The sequence below is a fragment of the Oryzobacter terrae genome (assembly GCF_042756445.1).
In the GTDB taxonomy this organism is placed as follows: domain Bacteria; phylum Actinomycetota; class Actinomycetes; order Actinomycetales; family Dermatophilaceae; genus Oryzobacter; species Oryzobacter terrae.
This window is the reverse complement of record NZ_CP170578.1, coordinates 1,067,667-1,082,320: the sequence shown is the minus strand read 5'-3', so window position 1 is coordinate 1,082,320 and position 14,654 is coordinate 1,067,667. Positions and strand designations below refer to the sequence as shown.

The window sequence follows — 14,654 nt, the reverse complement described above, 5'->3', positions numbered from 1 at the left end:
GGGTCCTCCTCAGGACAGGATCCGAAGGCTGCCGTCCGCGATCCACGACCGCAGGAGGGCTGCCTCGAGGTCGAGGTGGTGCTGCCAGTTGACCTTGGTGTGGCCGCCGGAGTGGTGGGCCCACGACGTCTGCCTCTCGTCCTCGAGGAAGGAGAAGCCGGTACCGACGAGGTCGGCGTCGGGGAACATCTCGTGCGCGAGGAACAGGGCGGTCAGCCCCGTGGTCGGGATGACCGACCCCGGGCGCGCGGTCGGGTCGAGGGCGTGGACGACCCGGGCCTTGACGGCGCCGTTGGGCAGCGGCATCGCGCCGAGGTCGTCGGGCCAGAACCCCGCGTGGAGCAGCAGCCCGATGTGGTCGCCCGTCCGGTACTGCACCCATCCCTGCTGCGGCACGAGGTAGGCCCGGTCGCGGTAGCCGCGCAGGCTCGAGGGCGTCATCGTCGTCGCGCGCGAGAAGAGGACGGCGTGGCAGGCGGTGCCCGAGGTCGGCTCCTCGCCGGGCCCGTCGAGGACGAAGGCGTTGGCGCGGATGACGAGGTCGGCGGCGTCGATGGTCGCCGCCCGGCCCGCGTCGGGTGCCAGCGGGGCGTTGCCGACGACCGCGATGGTCCGGACGGGGCGGCGGGCCGCGTACGCGAGCAGGTACTCACGGATGTGGTCCCACTGGGCGTCACGCGTCGCCTCGAGTTCGGCCCTGAGCACGGGGCACATCATGGCACGGTGGGCGACGCGGGCCGCGGAGCGCCGACGGTACGGTGTGCGCATGTCAGAGGGGCGCCGGTCGGACGTCACGTCATGGGCCCTCGTCGGTGCCGGTGGCCACGCACGCGTGCTCCACGACGTCGTCGTCCGGGCCGGTGGCCGGGTGCTCGCGGTGAGCGGCGAGGTCCGGGGTGCGGCCTGGGACGTGCCGGTGCTCGAGAGCGACGACGACCTCGCCGCCCGGGTGCGCGAGACGGGCTCCTCCCTCGGCCTGGGGATCGGCGAGGAGGCCTCCCGGGCGCGGCTGCTCGCCTGGGCCGACGCCGCGGGCCTGCCGATGCCGCCGCTCCTCGCCTCGACCGCCACCGTCGCGGGGTCCGCCCTCGTCGGTGACGGCACCGTCGTCCTCGAGCACGCCCACGTCGGACCGGGGGCCCGCCTCGGGCGAGGGGTCGTGGTCAACACCGGCGCCGTCGTCGAGCACGACGCCGTCGTCGGCGACGGCAGCCACGTCGCGCCGCGGGCCGTCGTCCTCGGCGGCGCCGTCGTCGGTGCCGGCAGCCTCGTCGGCTCGGGGGCCACCGTCCTCCCGGGGGTCCGGGTCGGGTCGGGGTCCACCGTCGGGGCGGGTGCGGTCGTCGCCGCCGACGTCGCCGACGGGTCGGTCGTCGCCGGCGTGCCCGCCCGCGCCGTCAACCGCGCCCGGGACGCCGGGGACACCCCGTGAGCGTCGCGCCCGTGGCGATCGGTGACCTCGTCGTCCCGCGCGAGGGCGACGTCGTCGTCATCGCCGAGGGGGGCGTCAACCACGACGGCGACCCCGACCTCGCCCACCGCCTCGTCGACGTCGCCGTCGAGTCCGGCTCCGACGTCGTGAAGTTCCAGACCTTCGACCCCTCGCAGCTGGTCTCCGCCGCCGCCGACGCGACCCCGTACCAGCGCGCCAGTGGCGCCGCGCAGGGGCAGCGCTCCCTCCTCGACGCCCTCACCCTGCCGCGCACGGTGTGGGCCGAGCTGCGCGACCACGCCACCGAGCGGGGGCTGACCTTCCTCAGCACGCCCTTCGACCTCGGCAGCGCCGAGCTGCTCGTCGACCTCGGCGTCCCGGCGCTCAAGGTCTCGTCGGGTGAGCTGACGAACACCCCGTTCCTGCGGGCACTCGCCTCGCTCGGGGTCCCGCTCCTCGTCTCCACCGGGATGGGCGACGCTGCCGAGGTCGCCGCGGCCGTCGAGGCGTGCGCGCAGGCGCCGGGCACCGTCCTCTTCCACTGCGTCTCGGCCTATCCCGCCCCGCTCGAGCAGTGCAACCTGCGGGCCATCCCGGCGATGGTGGCCGCCCACGGCGTCCCCGTCGGCTGGTCCGACCACACGACGGGCGTGACGAGCGCCCTCGGCGCGGTCGCCCTCGGGGCGTCGGTCCTCGAGAAGCATGTGACGACCGACCGCGCCCGCCCCGGCCCCGACCACGCCGCCTCCCTCGAGCCCGCCGAGCTCGCGCACTACGTCGCCGAGTGCCGAGCGCTGGCCGTGGCCCTCGGCGACGGGAGGAAGCGCCGCGTCCCCGCCGAGGAGGAGAACGCCCACCTCGTCCGGCGGAGCTGGCACGCCACCCGTGACCTGGCTCCGGGGGAGCGGGTCTCCGACGCCGACGTCGTCCTCCTGCGTCCCGAGGGAGGCGCCACCCCCTCCGAGGTCGTCGTCGGGCGGACCGTGCGCACCGCCGTCGCGGCGGGAGCCCCGCTGCCGCCCGACGCCCTCGGGGACGGCTCGTGAGCGGCCGCACGCGGGTCGCGGTCTTCGTCGGGACCCGCGCCGACCTCGGCCCGCTCGGCCCGGTGCTCACCGCCCTCGCCGAGGCCCCCGACCTCGACCTCACCGTCGTCACCGGGGTCGCCTGGACCGCCGAGGCGCTGACCGCCGCCCTCCCCGAGCGGTCCGACGGGTGGCGCGTCGTCCCGCTCGCCGAGCCCGTCGTGGGGTCCCTCGACGACGCGGCGGTCGTGCGCCACGGCCCCGTCCTCGCGGAGGGCGCCGGGGCGTACCTCCTCGACGCGCGCCCCGACGTCCTCGTCGTCCTCGGCGACCGGTGGGAGCTGCTCCACGTCGTCCCGCAGGCGGTCCTCGCGGGGATCCGCGTCGTCCACCTCCACGGCGGCGAGGTCACCGAGGGCGCGGTCGACGAGCGGGTCCGCCACGCGGTGACCAAGCTCGCCGACCAGCACTGCGTCGCCTCCGTCGACGCCGCCGACCGGGTCCGCCACCTCGGGGAGCCGGCGGAGCGCATCCACGTCACCGGGGCCCCCGGTCTCGACCGGCTCACCGGACTCGCCCGCCCCGCCCCCGAGGCGCTCGCCGCGGTCCTCGGCCGCGAGGTCGCCCGCCCCCTGGCCCTCGTCACCTACCACCCGCCGACCGCCGTCGAGGGGGCCCACGTGCGCGCGTGGGCCGCCGGCGTGCTGCGCGCCGCGACCTCCCGGTGCGGCACCGTCGTCGTCACCCACCCGGGGATGGACGCGGGGCGCGACGAGGTCCTCGCCGCCATCGCCGAGGCCGCCGCCGACCCCCGGGTCGTGGTCCGCGAGAACCTCGGCCGCGACTACCCGGTCGTCCTCGCCGGGGCCGACGTCGTCGTCGGCAACTCGTCGTCGGGCGTCATCGAGGCCGCGAGCCTCGGCGTCGCGGTCGTCGACGTCGGCGACCGCCAGCGCGGCCGCCTGCGCGGTCCGAACGTGGTCCAGTGCGTCGAGGGCGAGGAGGCCGTCGCCGCCGCCCTCGACCTCGCGCTGTCCGAACCCCACCGTCGCACGTCGGCCTCGGTCGTCAACCCGTACGGTGACGGCCACGCGAGCGAGCGCGTCGTCGACGTCGTCCGCGCGGCGCCGGCGGCCTCGCGGACCAAGCCGTTCGTCGACGTCAGGGAGGTGCCGTGAGCGGTCCCGAGCCCGACCCCCGCGAGGAGGTCGAGGTCGACGTCGCCCCCGAGGTCGACCAGGCCTGTGCCCCGGACGGCGCGACCCTGCGCGACGTCATGGTCGTCATCGACCGGCACGCGTCGTCGCTGTGCGTCCTCGTCGACGACGACCGCCGGGTCGTCGGCGTCGTCACCGACGGCGACCTGCGCCGCGCGCTCCTCGCCGGGGCGAGCCTCGAGGACGCCGCACTCCGGCACGCGAGCACCGCGCCCCACCTGGTCCGCGAGGGCTCCGGCCGGGCTCACGTCCTCGACCTCATGCGCGCCCTGCGGATCTCCGCAGTCCCCGAGGTCGACGCCGACGACCGCATCGTGCGGCTGCACACGCTGTCCGACGTCGTCGGCGCCGAGACGCTGCCCAACGTCGCCGTCGTCATGGCCGGGGGCTACGGCACCCGCCTCGGGCGGCTCACCCAGGACGTCCCCAAGCCCCTGATGACCGTCGGTGGGCGCCCGATCATCGACTGGATCGTCCTCGGCCTCGTCGGCGACGGCGTCCGCGAGGTCTACGTCAGCGTCCAGCACCTCGCCGACCGGATCGAGGAGCACCTCGGCGACGGCTCGCGGCTCGGCTGCCGGATCACCTACCTGCGCGAGGAGCCCGACCTCCCGCTGGGGACCGCGGGCTCGCTGCGCCTGCTGCGCGACGTGCGGCCCGACCTGCGCCACCCCGTCGTCGTCATGAACGGCGACCTCATGGTCGACTACGACGCCCGTGCGCTGCTCGAGCACCACGCCGCCACCGGCGCGGCCGTGACGATGGGGGTGCGCTCCTACCAGCACGAGGTGCCCTTCGGCGTCGTCGAGCGCGGCGAGGACGGGCACGTCGGGGGCATCGCCGAGAAGCCGACGATCGCGCTCGAGATCAACGCCGCCGTCTACGCCGTCGAGCCGCACGCCATCGACCTCCTGCCCGAGGGCGCCCCGAGTACCATGCCGTGGCTGGTCGAGCAGTGCCTCGCCCGCGACCTCACCGTCGCGGCGTGGCCGATCAGCGAGGACTGGATCGACGTCGGCACCCCGGTCGACCTCGCCCGCGCGAAGGGACAGGTGTGAGCGACCCCATGGACGACGTCGTGAGTGGAGCCGAGCGGGCCGTGACCGGGGGCGCGGTGTCCCTCGACGGCCGCACCGTCCTCGTCACGGGGTCCGACGGGTTCATCGGCAGCCACGTCGTCGAGCGCGTGCTCGCCGCGGGCGGACGGGTCCGGGCATTCTGCCTCTACACGAGCAACGGCAGCCTCGGCTGGCTCGACGAGTCCCCGGAGTTCGCACAGGCGCTCGCCGACGGACGCGCCGAGGTGGTCCTCGGCGACATCCGCGACCCCGAGCACGTCGCGTCGACCGTCGAGGGCGTCGACGTCGTCCTCCACCTCGCCGCCCTCATCGCGATCCCGTTCTCCTACGTGGCCCCCCGGTCGTACGTCGAGACCAACGTCATCGGCACCCTCAACGTCCTCGAGGGCGTGCGCCGCCACGGCACGCCCCGGATGGTCAACACCTCCACCTCCGAGGTCTACGGCACGCCCGAGCACGTGCCGATCACCGAGGAGCACCCGCTGCGCGGCCAGTCGCCGTACTCGGCCTCGAAGATCGGCGCCGACAAGATGTGCGAGTCGTACGCCCTGTCCTTCGGGACGCCGGTCACGACCCTGCGGCCGTTCAACACCTTCGGCCCGCGACAGTCGGCGCGCGCCGTCATCCCGACCGTGCTCTCCCAGCTGCTCGCCGGCGCCGACGAGCTGCGCCTGGGCGACCTCACCCCGAAGCGCGACTTCACCTTCGTCACCGACACGGCCGAGGGGTTCGTCCGGGCCGCCGTCGCCGACACCGAGCCCGGGGCGACGATCCAGCTCGGGACCGGGCGCACCGTGTCGGTGGCCGACGTCGTCGAGCTGTGCCGCACCGTCACCGGGTCGTCGGCCCGGATCGTCACCGACGAGGCGCGGATCCGTCCCGCCGGCTCGGAGGTCCAGGTCCTCCTGTCCGACCCGAGCCGGGCGGCGGCCGAGCTCGGCTGGCAGCCCACCGTCTCCCTCGAGGACGGCCTGGCCGCGACCGCCGCGTGGCTGCGGCCGCGGGTCGACGCCACGACGGCCGGGCGCTACCACCGGTGAGCGCGCGCGAGGCCCACGCCCCGGGAGCCCGCGGGCCGGAGGGGACGATCCCTCTGGCGGTGCCGAACATCGGTGCGCTGGAGCGTGACTACGTGCTGCGCGCCGTCGAGTCGGGCTTCGTCTCGTCGGTCGGGCCGTTCGTCGAGGAGTTCGAGGACGCCTTCGCCCGCCGGGTCGGCGCGAGGTACGCCGTCGCCTGCTCCACCGGGACCGCCGCCCTCCACGTCGCCTTCCTCCTCCTCGGTGTCCGTCCGCAGGACGAGGTGCTCTGCTCGGACTTCACCTTCGTCGGCTCGGTCAACCCCATCGCGTACACGGGCGCCCGGCCGGTCCTCGTCGACTCCGAGCGCGCGACGTGGAACCTCGACCCTGCCCTCGTGGCGGCCGAGCTCGACCGTCGCGCCGCGGCCGGCGAGCCGCATCCCGCGGCCGTCGAGGTCGTGCACGTCCTCGGCCAGCCGGCCGACCTCGCCGCCGTCATCGAGGCCTGTGGCCGGCACGGGGTCCCCGTGGTCGAGGACGCCGCCGAGTCGCTGGGAGCCGGATGGTCGTCCGGTCCGCTGGCCGGGCGCCAGACCGGTGCCGTCGGCCGGGTCGGGGCGTTCTCGTTCAACGGCAACAAGATCGCGACGACCGGTGGTGGCGGGATGGTCGTCACCGACGACGCCGACCTCGCCGCCCGCGCGCGCCACCTCACGACCCAGGCCAAGGTCCCCGACGTGGGCTACCTCCACGACGAGGTCGGCTACAACTACCGCCTCACCAACGTCGCGGCCGCCCTCGGGCTCGCCCAGCTCGAGCGGCTCGACGGGTTCGTCGAGCGCAAGCGCGCCATCGCGACCCGCTACGACGAGGTGCTCGCCGGCACCGGCGTCGTCCTCCCGCCGCGCGTCGAGGGGTTCGACGCCACGTACTGGCTGTACTCCCTCCTCGTCCCCGAGGACGACCCGCGTGGCCGCGACGGCCTGCTGGCCCACCTGGCGGCGCACGGGGTGGGGGCGCGTGCCCTCTGGCGGCCGCTGCACGACCAGCCGCCCTACGCCGGAGCCCGCGTCGTCGGCGGCGAGGACGTCGCCGGCGACCTCTTCCGCCGGGGCGTCTCGCTGCCGTGCGCCACCGACCTGACCGAGGCGGACCAGGAGCGCGTCGTCGCCGCGCTCCGGTCGTTCTGGGCCTGACGCCCCCTGCGAGGGCGGTCGGCTGCCAGTTCTCGCAGACCGGTGCCCGAGACACCCCGGGCGCGCGCCGATGTGCCTATGCTCCTCCGGGCGCCGGGGGTCGGCGCCCACCACCGATGCCGAGGAGCCCTTCCGTGCCCGCTGTCCGGACCGCGTCCGCCCGAACCCTCCCGGCGGCGCTCGCCCTCGGTCTGGCCCTGTCCCTGGCGGCGCCCGTCGCCGCCGGCGCCGACCCGGTCCTCGACCTGCCGGCGTCGGTCGACTTCGGCAGCACCGCCTTCGGCCACCCGGTGACCCGGGTCGTCGAGATCGGCGTCAACGGGGGAGCGGGCGCGCCGGTGTCCTTCGGGCCGACGTTCACCCAGACCCCGGACGCGACGCCGGGGACGAACGGGGAGTTCTCGGTGACCGACGACGACTGCTCCGGCACGCAGGTGGCACCGGGAGGTACCTGCTCGGTGACCCTGTCGTTCCGGCCCTGGGACCTCGAGTCCCGCGAGGGCACCCTCCTCGTGCGCGACCCCGCCGGCGAGACGATCGGCACGGTGCCGCTGGCCGGCTACGGGACCGAGGACGCCGAGGGCACGTACTACGAGACCGTGCCCACCCGCCTCCTCGACACGAGGACGTCGGGCACGAGGAAGCCCCTCGCCGCCGGCTCGACGACGACGGTCAAGGTCGGCGGCCGCGCGGGCGTCCCGACGAGCGGGGTCTCGGCCGTCGTCGTCAACCTCACCGCGGTCGACACGGCGTGGAAGGGCTACTTCACCGCCTACCCCAGCGGGAAGCCCCGGCCGAACGCCTCGACCGTCAACTTCCCGAAGGGCTGGACCGGGGCCTCGATGGCGACCGTCCCCGTCGGGGCCGACGGCGCGATCCGGCTCCACACCTACGGCGGGCCCGCCCACGCCGTCGTCGACGTCGTCGGCTGGTACGCCGCCGACGACTCGGTCCGTGACGCCGAGGGCGTCGGCACGATGCTCCACCAGTTCGGCGAGGTGGAGCGGCTGTTCGACAGCCGCCGCGAGGGCGGCGTCCTCCGCGGCGGCGACCACATCGAGTTCCACGTCGACTGGGGCACCCCCGAGGACAACGCCGTCGTGCGCAGCTGGGTCCTCAACGTCACGGCCGTGGGCGCGACCCGCCCCGGGGTCGTGACGGCGTGGTCCGGCGCCGGATCGCGGCCCAGGGCGTCCACCCTCAACTACCAGCCCGGCGTCGTCGCGCCGAACATGGCCGTCGTGACGGCCGGCCACCCCGTGGGCGGCGGCACCTCCTTCCGCCTCGACACCGTCTCGTCCGGCTCGGTGCACCTCGTCGTCGACGTCGTCGGCGTCATGCTGTCCGACCAGGAGTCCGGGCTTCGCTTCGAGGCCCTCCCCACCCTCACCCGGATCGCCGACTCGCGAGCCGGGCTGGGCCTGCGCGGCGCGATCCCCGCCCACGGGACGCGCACCCTCGACCTGTCGGGGGCCACGCCCTCGCCGACCACGGTCGTCACGACGATGACGGGGATCCTCCCCTCGGCGCGCACGTACCTGTCGGTGTGGCCGCACGACATGGCCTCGCGCCCGGTGGCCAGCGTCCTCAACGTCGAGAAGGGCCAGGTCCGCTCCGCCTCGGCCTACCTGCCGGCGGGGACGAACAACTCCACCGACATCTACGCCGACGCCCGCACCGACCTCGTCGTCGACGCCGTCGGGTCGTTCTACGGCTACGACCACGTCAACGGCGGGCAGGACGCCGACCCGGCGGCGCGTGGGGTCCGCCCTCCGGCGGCGTCGTGGAGCCACGACGGCCTGCCCGAGGACGTGCGCACCGTCCGCCGCTGACGTCGGGATCGTCACACCCGTGACCGCCGCTCATACCGCTCAGTAACATGGTCGGCATGAGTGGCAACCCCGACTTCGACACCTACCGGCTCTCCGAGGACCACGAGGCGATCCGCGAGGCCGTCCGGGCGGTCGCCGAGTACAAGATCGCCCCGCACGCCGCGGCCGTCGACGAGGAGGCGCGGTACCCGCAGGAGGCCCACGACGCCCTCGTCGCGAGCGACTTCTTCGCCCCGCACGTCGGTGAGGAGTACGGCGGGGTCGGTGCCGACGCCCTCGCGGTCTGCATCGTCATCGAGGAGGTCGCGCGGGTCTGCGCGTCGTCCTCGCTCATCCCGGCCGTCAACAAGCTCGGGTCGATGCCGCTCGTCCTCGCCGGCAGCGACGAGGTCAAGGCCCGTTACCTCACGCCCCTCGCCGCGGGGGAGTCGACGTTCTCGTACGGGCTCTCCGAGCGCGAGGCCGGCTCCGACACCGCGGCGATGACGTGCCGCGCGGTGCGCGACGGCGACGGCTGGGTGCTGTCGGGGCAGAAGTCGTGGATCACCAATGCCGGTGTCTCCGAGTACTACACGGTGCTGGCGGTCACCGACCCCGAGGGGGCCCGCGGCAACAACATCACCGCCTTCGTCGTGGAGAGGTCCGACGAGGGGTTCACCTTCGGTGAGAAGGAGCGCAAGCTCGGGATCAAGGGCTCGCCCACGCGCGAGCTGCACTTCGACAAGGTCCGACTCCCCGGCGACCGGGTCGTCGGCGAGGTCGGGGCCGGCCTGAAGATCGCCCTGGCGACCCTCGACCACACCCGCGTCACCATCGGCGCGCAGGCGGTCGGCATCGCGCAGGGGGCCCTCGACCAGGCGGTCGCCTACGTCAAGGAGCGCCAGCAGTTCGGCAGGCGGGTCGCCGACTTCCAGGGCGTGCAGTTCATGCTCGCCGACATGGCGATGGAGCTCGAGGCCGCGCGCCAGATGGTCTACGTCGCCGCCGCGAAGTCCGAGCGCGGCGACGCCGACCTCCCGTTCTTCGGCGCCGCCGCGAAGTGCTTCGCCTCCGACGTCGCGATGAAGGTGACGACCGACGCCGTCCAGCTGCTCGGCGGCGCGGGCTACACGCGCGACTTCCCGCTCGAGCGGATGATGCGCGACGCGAAGATCACCCAGATCTACGAGGGCACCAACCAGGTCCAGCGCATCGTCATGGCGCGCCAGCTCCTCAAGGGCTGATCCGCCGCCGGCCGGCCGGTCAGGAGCAGATGTCGGTCGTGGCCGTGCGGGTCGGGATCGACTCTCCCGGTGAGGGAGTGGCCTCGACGGAGGGGGTCGGCAGCGGCTCGTCGCCGAGCCGGTTCGGGAGCTCGGCCACGGTCGGCGCGCCCTCGCCGAGCGTGACGCGCACGGTCGAGCCGAGGCCGGACACCTTCTCGACGGTCGCCCCGGGGAACGCGGCCGCGACCGTGCGGGCCTCCTCGGCCCGGTCCCCGGAGTACTCCACGAGCGCTCCCGTGGGCCCGGGGGTCCCGTCGGACGTCGTGACGCCGACGAACCCCTGGACCTGCAGGGCGTCGCGCGCCTGGCGCGCCAGGCCGGGGACCCCGGAGGAGTTGACGACCCGCACCGAGATCTCGTCGGGGGAGGCCGTGAGCGGCTCGGCGGAGGGCGTCGGGGTGGGAGAGGCGGTCTTCGCCGGCACGCCCAGCTGCTGGTCCTCGCGCAGCGCCTTCCAGATGGTCTTCGCCGAGTCCTTCCACTGCACCCGGTTGGTGTCGAGGGGGTAGGTCTCGTTCGGGACGGTGACGAACTGGATCTCGTCGAGGCCGATGCCCCGGACGCTCGTCGCGAGGTCCTGCATCGTCCCGAGCCCGAAGTCGGGGTCGGTCGTCAGCGACTTCGTCGCGGCGTCGAGGAAGGAGAAGAGCCTGCTCGGCTGGAAGAGCAACTTGGTCGAGGTCGCCTCCTGCATCACCGACGACAGGAACGCCTGCTGGCGCTGGATCCGCCCCAGGTCGGAGCCGTCTCCGATCGACTTGCGGACCCGGACGTACTGGAGGGCCTGGCGCCCGTCGAGGGTGTGCCGGCCGGCGGCGAGCACGAGGTGGGTGTTGGCGTCGTCGATCGGCTCGCTCGTGCAGACGTCGACCCCGCCGAGGGCGTCGACCATCGTCTTGAAGCCGCGGAAGTCGACGACGGCGTAGTGGTCGATCCGCAGGCCGGTGTTGCCCTCGACCGTGCGGATGAGGCACCCGGTGCCGCCGATCCGGTAGTTCTGGTTCCACATCCGCATCCGCCACTGCTCCTTCGGCGCCGTGGCCGAGCAGTCCGGGGGAGCGGGGGTCATCGAGTCGCGGGGGATCGACACGACCGTCGCCCAGGTGCGGTCCGCGGAGACGTGGACGAGGAGGTTGGTGTCGGAGTGCGCCTCGCCGGTGGTGCCGTCGTTGTCGGCGTACGCGTCGTTGCCGTCGCCCTCGCGGGTGTCGGAGCCGATGAGGAGCAGGTTGACCGCGTCGGTGGTCCCGGCGACCTCCTCGGGACGGTCGGTGCCGATCGCCTCGGAGACGTCGATCTTCGTGATGTTGGCGTTCAGCCGCCAGGCGACGAACGCGGCCCCGCCCCCGAGGACGACGAGGACGGCGACGAGGCCGATGACGAGGCTGCGGCGCCAGTGCGGCCGCTCCCTGCCGTGCAGCTCGCGCCGGGTCAGCATGCGCGACTCGTCGTCGGCGGGGTCGCCTCCGGTCGCGGAGCGCCGAGTGTCGGTGCCCACCCGGCCCTCCTCTCGTGTCCGAACGGTCGGCGACCGGCCACCCGGGGCGGCCCGTCGCAGCCGACGAGTGTAGTCGCGGGTCCTGCGCCGGACGAACCCTGCAGGTGGGGGCCGGTGGAGGCGTGGCGGGGCGTCGTCATCGGCCGCTGGGCTCGCCGTCGGTGCCCGCCGGGGGCTCGGTGATCGACTCGCCCTCGCGCAGCATGGTGAAGAACGCCTCGGCGCGCTTCTCGTCCCAGAGGACCGAGCTGCCCGCGCTCGTCGAGGCGTTCGTCGACGACAGGGGCACGACGAGGCTGAGGGCCTGGTCGGACGACACCTTCCGCATCGTCGACAGGATCCGGTAGGTGTCGAGGAGCGAGGTGTCCTCGCCGACGATGACGCCCGAGGCGCCCGCGTGCGTGAAGCCCCACCAGCGCCAGGGCACGAGCACGGTCGAGGGCGTCGCCGCCTTCTCCATGACGGCGCCGAGGAACTGGCGCTGGCGCTCGGCCCGGCCGAGATCGCCCTTGGGGTCGGAGTAGCGGGCTCGCACGTAGCCGAGGGCGTTCTTGCCGTCGAGGGTCTGGCAGCCCTTCTTCAGGTCGATGTGCGCCTTGGCGTCCTTGATGGCGCGTGGCACGCACATCTCGACGCCGTCGAGGCTGTCGACGGTCTTGGCGAACCCGCCGAAGCCGATCTCGACGTAGCCGTCGATCGGCAGGCCGGTGGCCTGCTCGAGCGTCTCGGCGAGCAGCTTCGGGCCGCCGATGGCGAACGCCGCGTTGACCTTGTTGCGCCCCTCGCCGGGGATCTCGAGGTAGCTGTCGCGGGGGATGGAGACGACGACCGGCTTGCCGGACCCGCTCGGGGTGTGGACGAGGATGATCGAGTCGGTGCGGCGGCCGGAGGCGTCGCCACCGACCCCGAGGGCCTTGCGCTCGGCGGCGGTGAGCCCTTCACGGCTGTCGGAGCCGACGAGGAGGTAGGTGTGGCCGTCGGCGGAGGCCGGGCGGTCGCCCCCCGGGGTGGTGTCCTCGCGGGTCACCTGGCTCCAGGCGTGCGCCGGGGTGGCGACGAGGAAGACGATCCACAGGGCGAGCAGGGCCACGACGACCCGGACGACCCGGCGCGCTCCTCCGGGGCGGCGCTCGCGGGCGGCGCGGGGCTCGCGCGGCGGACGACCTCCACCGGCGGGGCCACCTCCGGCCGGGCCACCCGGCGGGACGGGGCGGCCGTACTCGTCGTAGGCCCCGGCGACCGGGGGAGCCGCCGCGCGCGCGGGGGGCGGCGGCGTCCCACGCGACGCCCGGGCCGACCGCCGCGTGTCGACGACGTAGACGTCGTCGGGGGCGTCGGACCCACCCCCCTGGGGGATGGGTCGGGCGTGGTCGTCGGACATGCTGGGAGCGGCTCCTGGGTCGGGGCGGGACGACCCGGCTGGGCGCGGTCCGCCTCCCAGTGTGCCAAGGAACGCTGGACGGCGGCTGGACGCGCCGGCGGGCCCCGTCCGGCGTGGCGAGGCGACGATCCCCCCGGCGCCCTCGATACTCGTCTGCCATGGGAGACCCGCGGGGCACCGCTGTGCTCGAACGACGGGCGGCCGACGAGCCGATCCGCGTCGACACCCGCGCGCCCCGTGACGCGGCCCGCGGCCGGCGCCGGGCGGTCACCCTCCTCCTGCTCACCGTCGTGCTGCCCGGGTCGGCCCAGCTGGCCGCCGGCAACCGCGCGCTGGGCCGGTTCGCGCTGCGGGTCTGGGCCGGCGTCATCGGCTCGGCCCTGCTCCTCGGGCTCCTCCTCCTCGTCAGCCGTCAGGCGGCCCTCACCGTCCTCGCGCACCGCTGGACCCTCGCCGCGACCGAGTGGCTCCTCTTCGGGCTCGCGGTCCTGTGGCTCGTCCTCCTCGTCGACGCCTGGCGCCTGGGCCGCCCCGACCGGCTGCCCCGCGGCGACCGGCGCGCGCTCCTCGTCACCCTCCTCGTCTCGGTCCTCGTGCTCTCGGGCGGCACCGCGTGGGCCGGGCTGACCGTCCACGAGGCCCGCGGCGCCCTGTCGTCGCTGTTCACCTCGGGCGACGCGCTCGCGGCCGCCGACGGGCGCTACAACATCCTGCTGCTCGGTGGCGACAGCGGCGCCGGTCGCGTCGGGCTGCGCCCCGACAGCCTCCAGCTGGCCAGCGTCGACGCCGAGACCGGGCGCGCCGTCCTCTTCGGCTTCTCCCGCGAGACCGAGCACATCACCTTCCGCGCCGGGTCGACGATGGCGACGCTCATGCCCGAGGGCTGGACCTGCGGCGACGAGTGCCTCCTCAACGGGCTCTACACCTGGGCCCAGGACCACGCCGACGAGTTCCCCGCGGGGACCGACGACCCGGGCATCGTCGCGACGACCGAGGCGATCGAGTCGCTGACCGGGCTCGACATCCAGTACCACGTGCTCGTCGACCTCAAGGGCTTCCGCAGCCTCGTCGACGCCGTCGGCGGCCTCGACGTCACCGTCCAGCGGCGCACCCCGATCGGCAGCCAGCGCGAGATCAAGGGCTGGATCGCCGCGGGACGCCAGCACCTCGACGGCTACCACGCCCTCTGGTACGCCCGCAGCCGCGCGAACTCCACCAACTACGAGCGGATGGCCCGCCAGCGGTGCGTCGTCACCGCGATGGTCCGCGAGCTCGACCCGAAGACGATCGTCATGAACTTCGGCGGCATCGCCTCGGCCACCAAGGGCGTCTTCCGCACGAACATCCCGCAGGAGGCCCTTCCGGTCCTCGCCGACGTCGCCGTGCGGACGAAGCAGGAGAAGATCACCTCGGTGAACTTCGTCCCGCCGCTCATCAAGCCGTGGGACTACGACCCGGCCGTCGTGCGCTCGACCGTGGCGAAGGCGATCGCGACGTCCGAGAAGGCGGCGGCCACGACCCCCGCGCCGAAGGCGTCGGCCGGCGGCACGACGTCGTCGAGCACCGCGAAGCCGAAGAAGCAGGCCGTGATGGACCGCCCGGGCACCGACCCGGACGCCGACACGAGCGACCTCGCGAGCGTCTGCTCCGCGGGCTGACGACGGCCGCCGATTGTCCGGATCGGTGAGCCCTTTGGAATACTCGTCC

General features: G+C 74.5%; 12 protein-coding genes. 9 read left to right on the top strand and 3 right to left on the bottom strand.

Annotated elements, in window-relative coordinates; genetic code table 11:
* Window positions 1-9: 9 nt before the first annotated feature.
* Window positions 10-705 (bottom strand): hypothetical protein, encoded by a 696-nt coding sequence (locus ACFWN3_RS05020; protein WP_377644030.1) that lies wholly within the window; start codon window positions 703-705, stop codon window positions 10-12.
* A 61-nt stretch (window positions 706-766) separates the two neighbouring features.
* On the opposite strand from ACFWN3_RS05020, the gene ACFWN3_RS05015 reads away from it, so the two are divergent.
* The 8 genes from ACFWN3_RS05015 (at window position 767) to ACFWN3_RS04980 (ending at window position 10,026) form a co-directional block, all read left to right on the top strand.
* Window positions 767-1,432: a NeuD/PglB/VioB family sugar acetyltransferase gene (locus tag ACFWN3_RS05015; RefSeq protein ID WP_377644028.1), complete on the top strand. Its 666-nt coding sequence runs from the start codon at window positions 767-769 to the stop codon at window positions 1,430-1,432.
* An 11-nt stretch (window positions 1,433-1,443) separates the two neighbouring features.
* Window positions 1,444-2,478: an N-acetylneuraminate synthase family protein gene (locus ACFWN3_RS05010; RefSeq protein WP_377644026.1), complete on the top strand. Its 1,035-nt coding sequence runs from the start codon at window positions 1,444-1,446 to the stop codon at window positions 2,476-2,478.
* Window positions 2,475-3,635 (top strand): UDP-N-acetylglucosamine 2-epimerase, encoded by a 1,161-nt coding sequence (gene neuC, locus ACFWN3_RS05005; RefSeq protein ID WP_377644024.1) that lies wholly within the window; start codon window positions 2,475-2,477, stop codon window positions 3,633-3,635. Before ACFWN3_RS05010 ends, neuC begins: the two co-directional genes overlap by 4 nt.
* The gene (locus ACFWN3_RS05000) at window positions 3,632-4,732 is read left to right on the top strand and encodes a sugar phosphate nucleotidyltransferase (RefSeq protein WP_377644022.1); all 1,101 of its coding nucleotides are present in this window, start codon (window positions 3,632-3,634) and stop codon (window positions 4,730-4,732) included. Before neuC ends, ACFWN3_RS05000 begins: the two co-directional genes overlap by 4 nt.
* Window positions 4,729-5,793, top strand: coding sequence for an SDR family NAD(P)-dependent oxidoreductase (locus ACFWN3_RS04995; RefSeq protein ID WP_377644020.1), 1,065 nt, complete (start codon window positions 4,729-4,731; stop codon window positions 5,791-5,793). Before ACFWN3_RS05000 ends, ACFWN3_RS04995 begins: the two co-directional genes overlap by 4 nt.
* A complete protein-coding gene (locus ACFWN3_RS04990) occupies window positions 5,790-6,971 on the top strand; it encodes a DegT/DnrJ/EryC1/StrS family aminotransferase (RefSeq protein ID WP_377644018.1) in 1,182 nt (393 codons plus the stop codon). Before ACFWN3_RS04995 ends, ACFWN3_RS04990 begins: the two co-directional genes overlap by 4 nt.
* 134 nt (window positions 6,972-7,105) lie before the next feature.
* A complete protein-coding gene (locus ACFWN3_RS04985; protein ID WP_377644016.1) occupies window positions 7,106-8,803 on the top strand; it encodes a hypothetical protein in 1,698 nt (565 codons plus the stop codon).
* 56 nt (window positions 8,804-8,859) lie between these two features.
* Window positions 8,860-10,026, top strand: coding sequence for an acyl-CoA dehydrogenase family protein (locus ACFWN3_RS04980; protein WP_377644014.1), 1,167 nt, complete (start codon window positions 8,860-8,862; stop codon window positions 10,024-10,026).
* A 19-nt stretch (window positions 10,027-10,045) separates the two neighbouring features.
* On the opposite strand, the gene ACFWN3_RS04975 is transcribed toward ACFWN3_RS04980, so the two are convergent.
* Window positions 10,046-11,566, bottom strand: coding sequence for an LCP family protein (locus tag ACFWN3_RS04975; protein WP_377644012.1), 1,521 nt, complete (start codon window positions 11,564-11,566; stop codon window positions 10,046-10,048).
* Window positions 11,567-11,702: 136 nt separating this feature from the next.
* Window positions 11,703-12,947: an LCP family protein gene (locus tag ACFWN3_RS04970; RefSeq protein ID WP_377644010.1), complete on the bottom strand. Its 1,245-nt coding sequence runs from the start codon at window positions 12,945-12,947 to the stop codon at window positions 11,703-11,705.
* Window positions 12,948-13,105: 158 nt separating this feature from the next.
* Here ACFWN3_RS04970 and ACFWN3_RS04965 point away from each other — a divergent pair, with 158 nt between their 5' ends.
* Window positions 13,106-14,605: an LCP family protein gene (locus tag ACFWN3_RS04965; RefSeq protein ID WP_377644008.1), complete on the top strand. Its 1,500-nt coding sequence runs from the start codon at window positions 13,106-13,108 to the stop codon at window positions 14,603-14,605.
* Window positions 14,606-14,654: the final 49 nt, after the last annotated feature.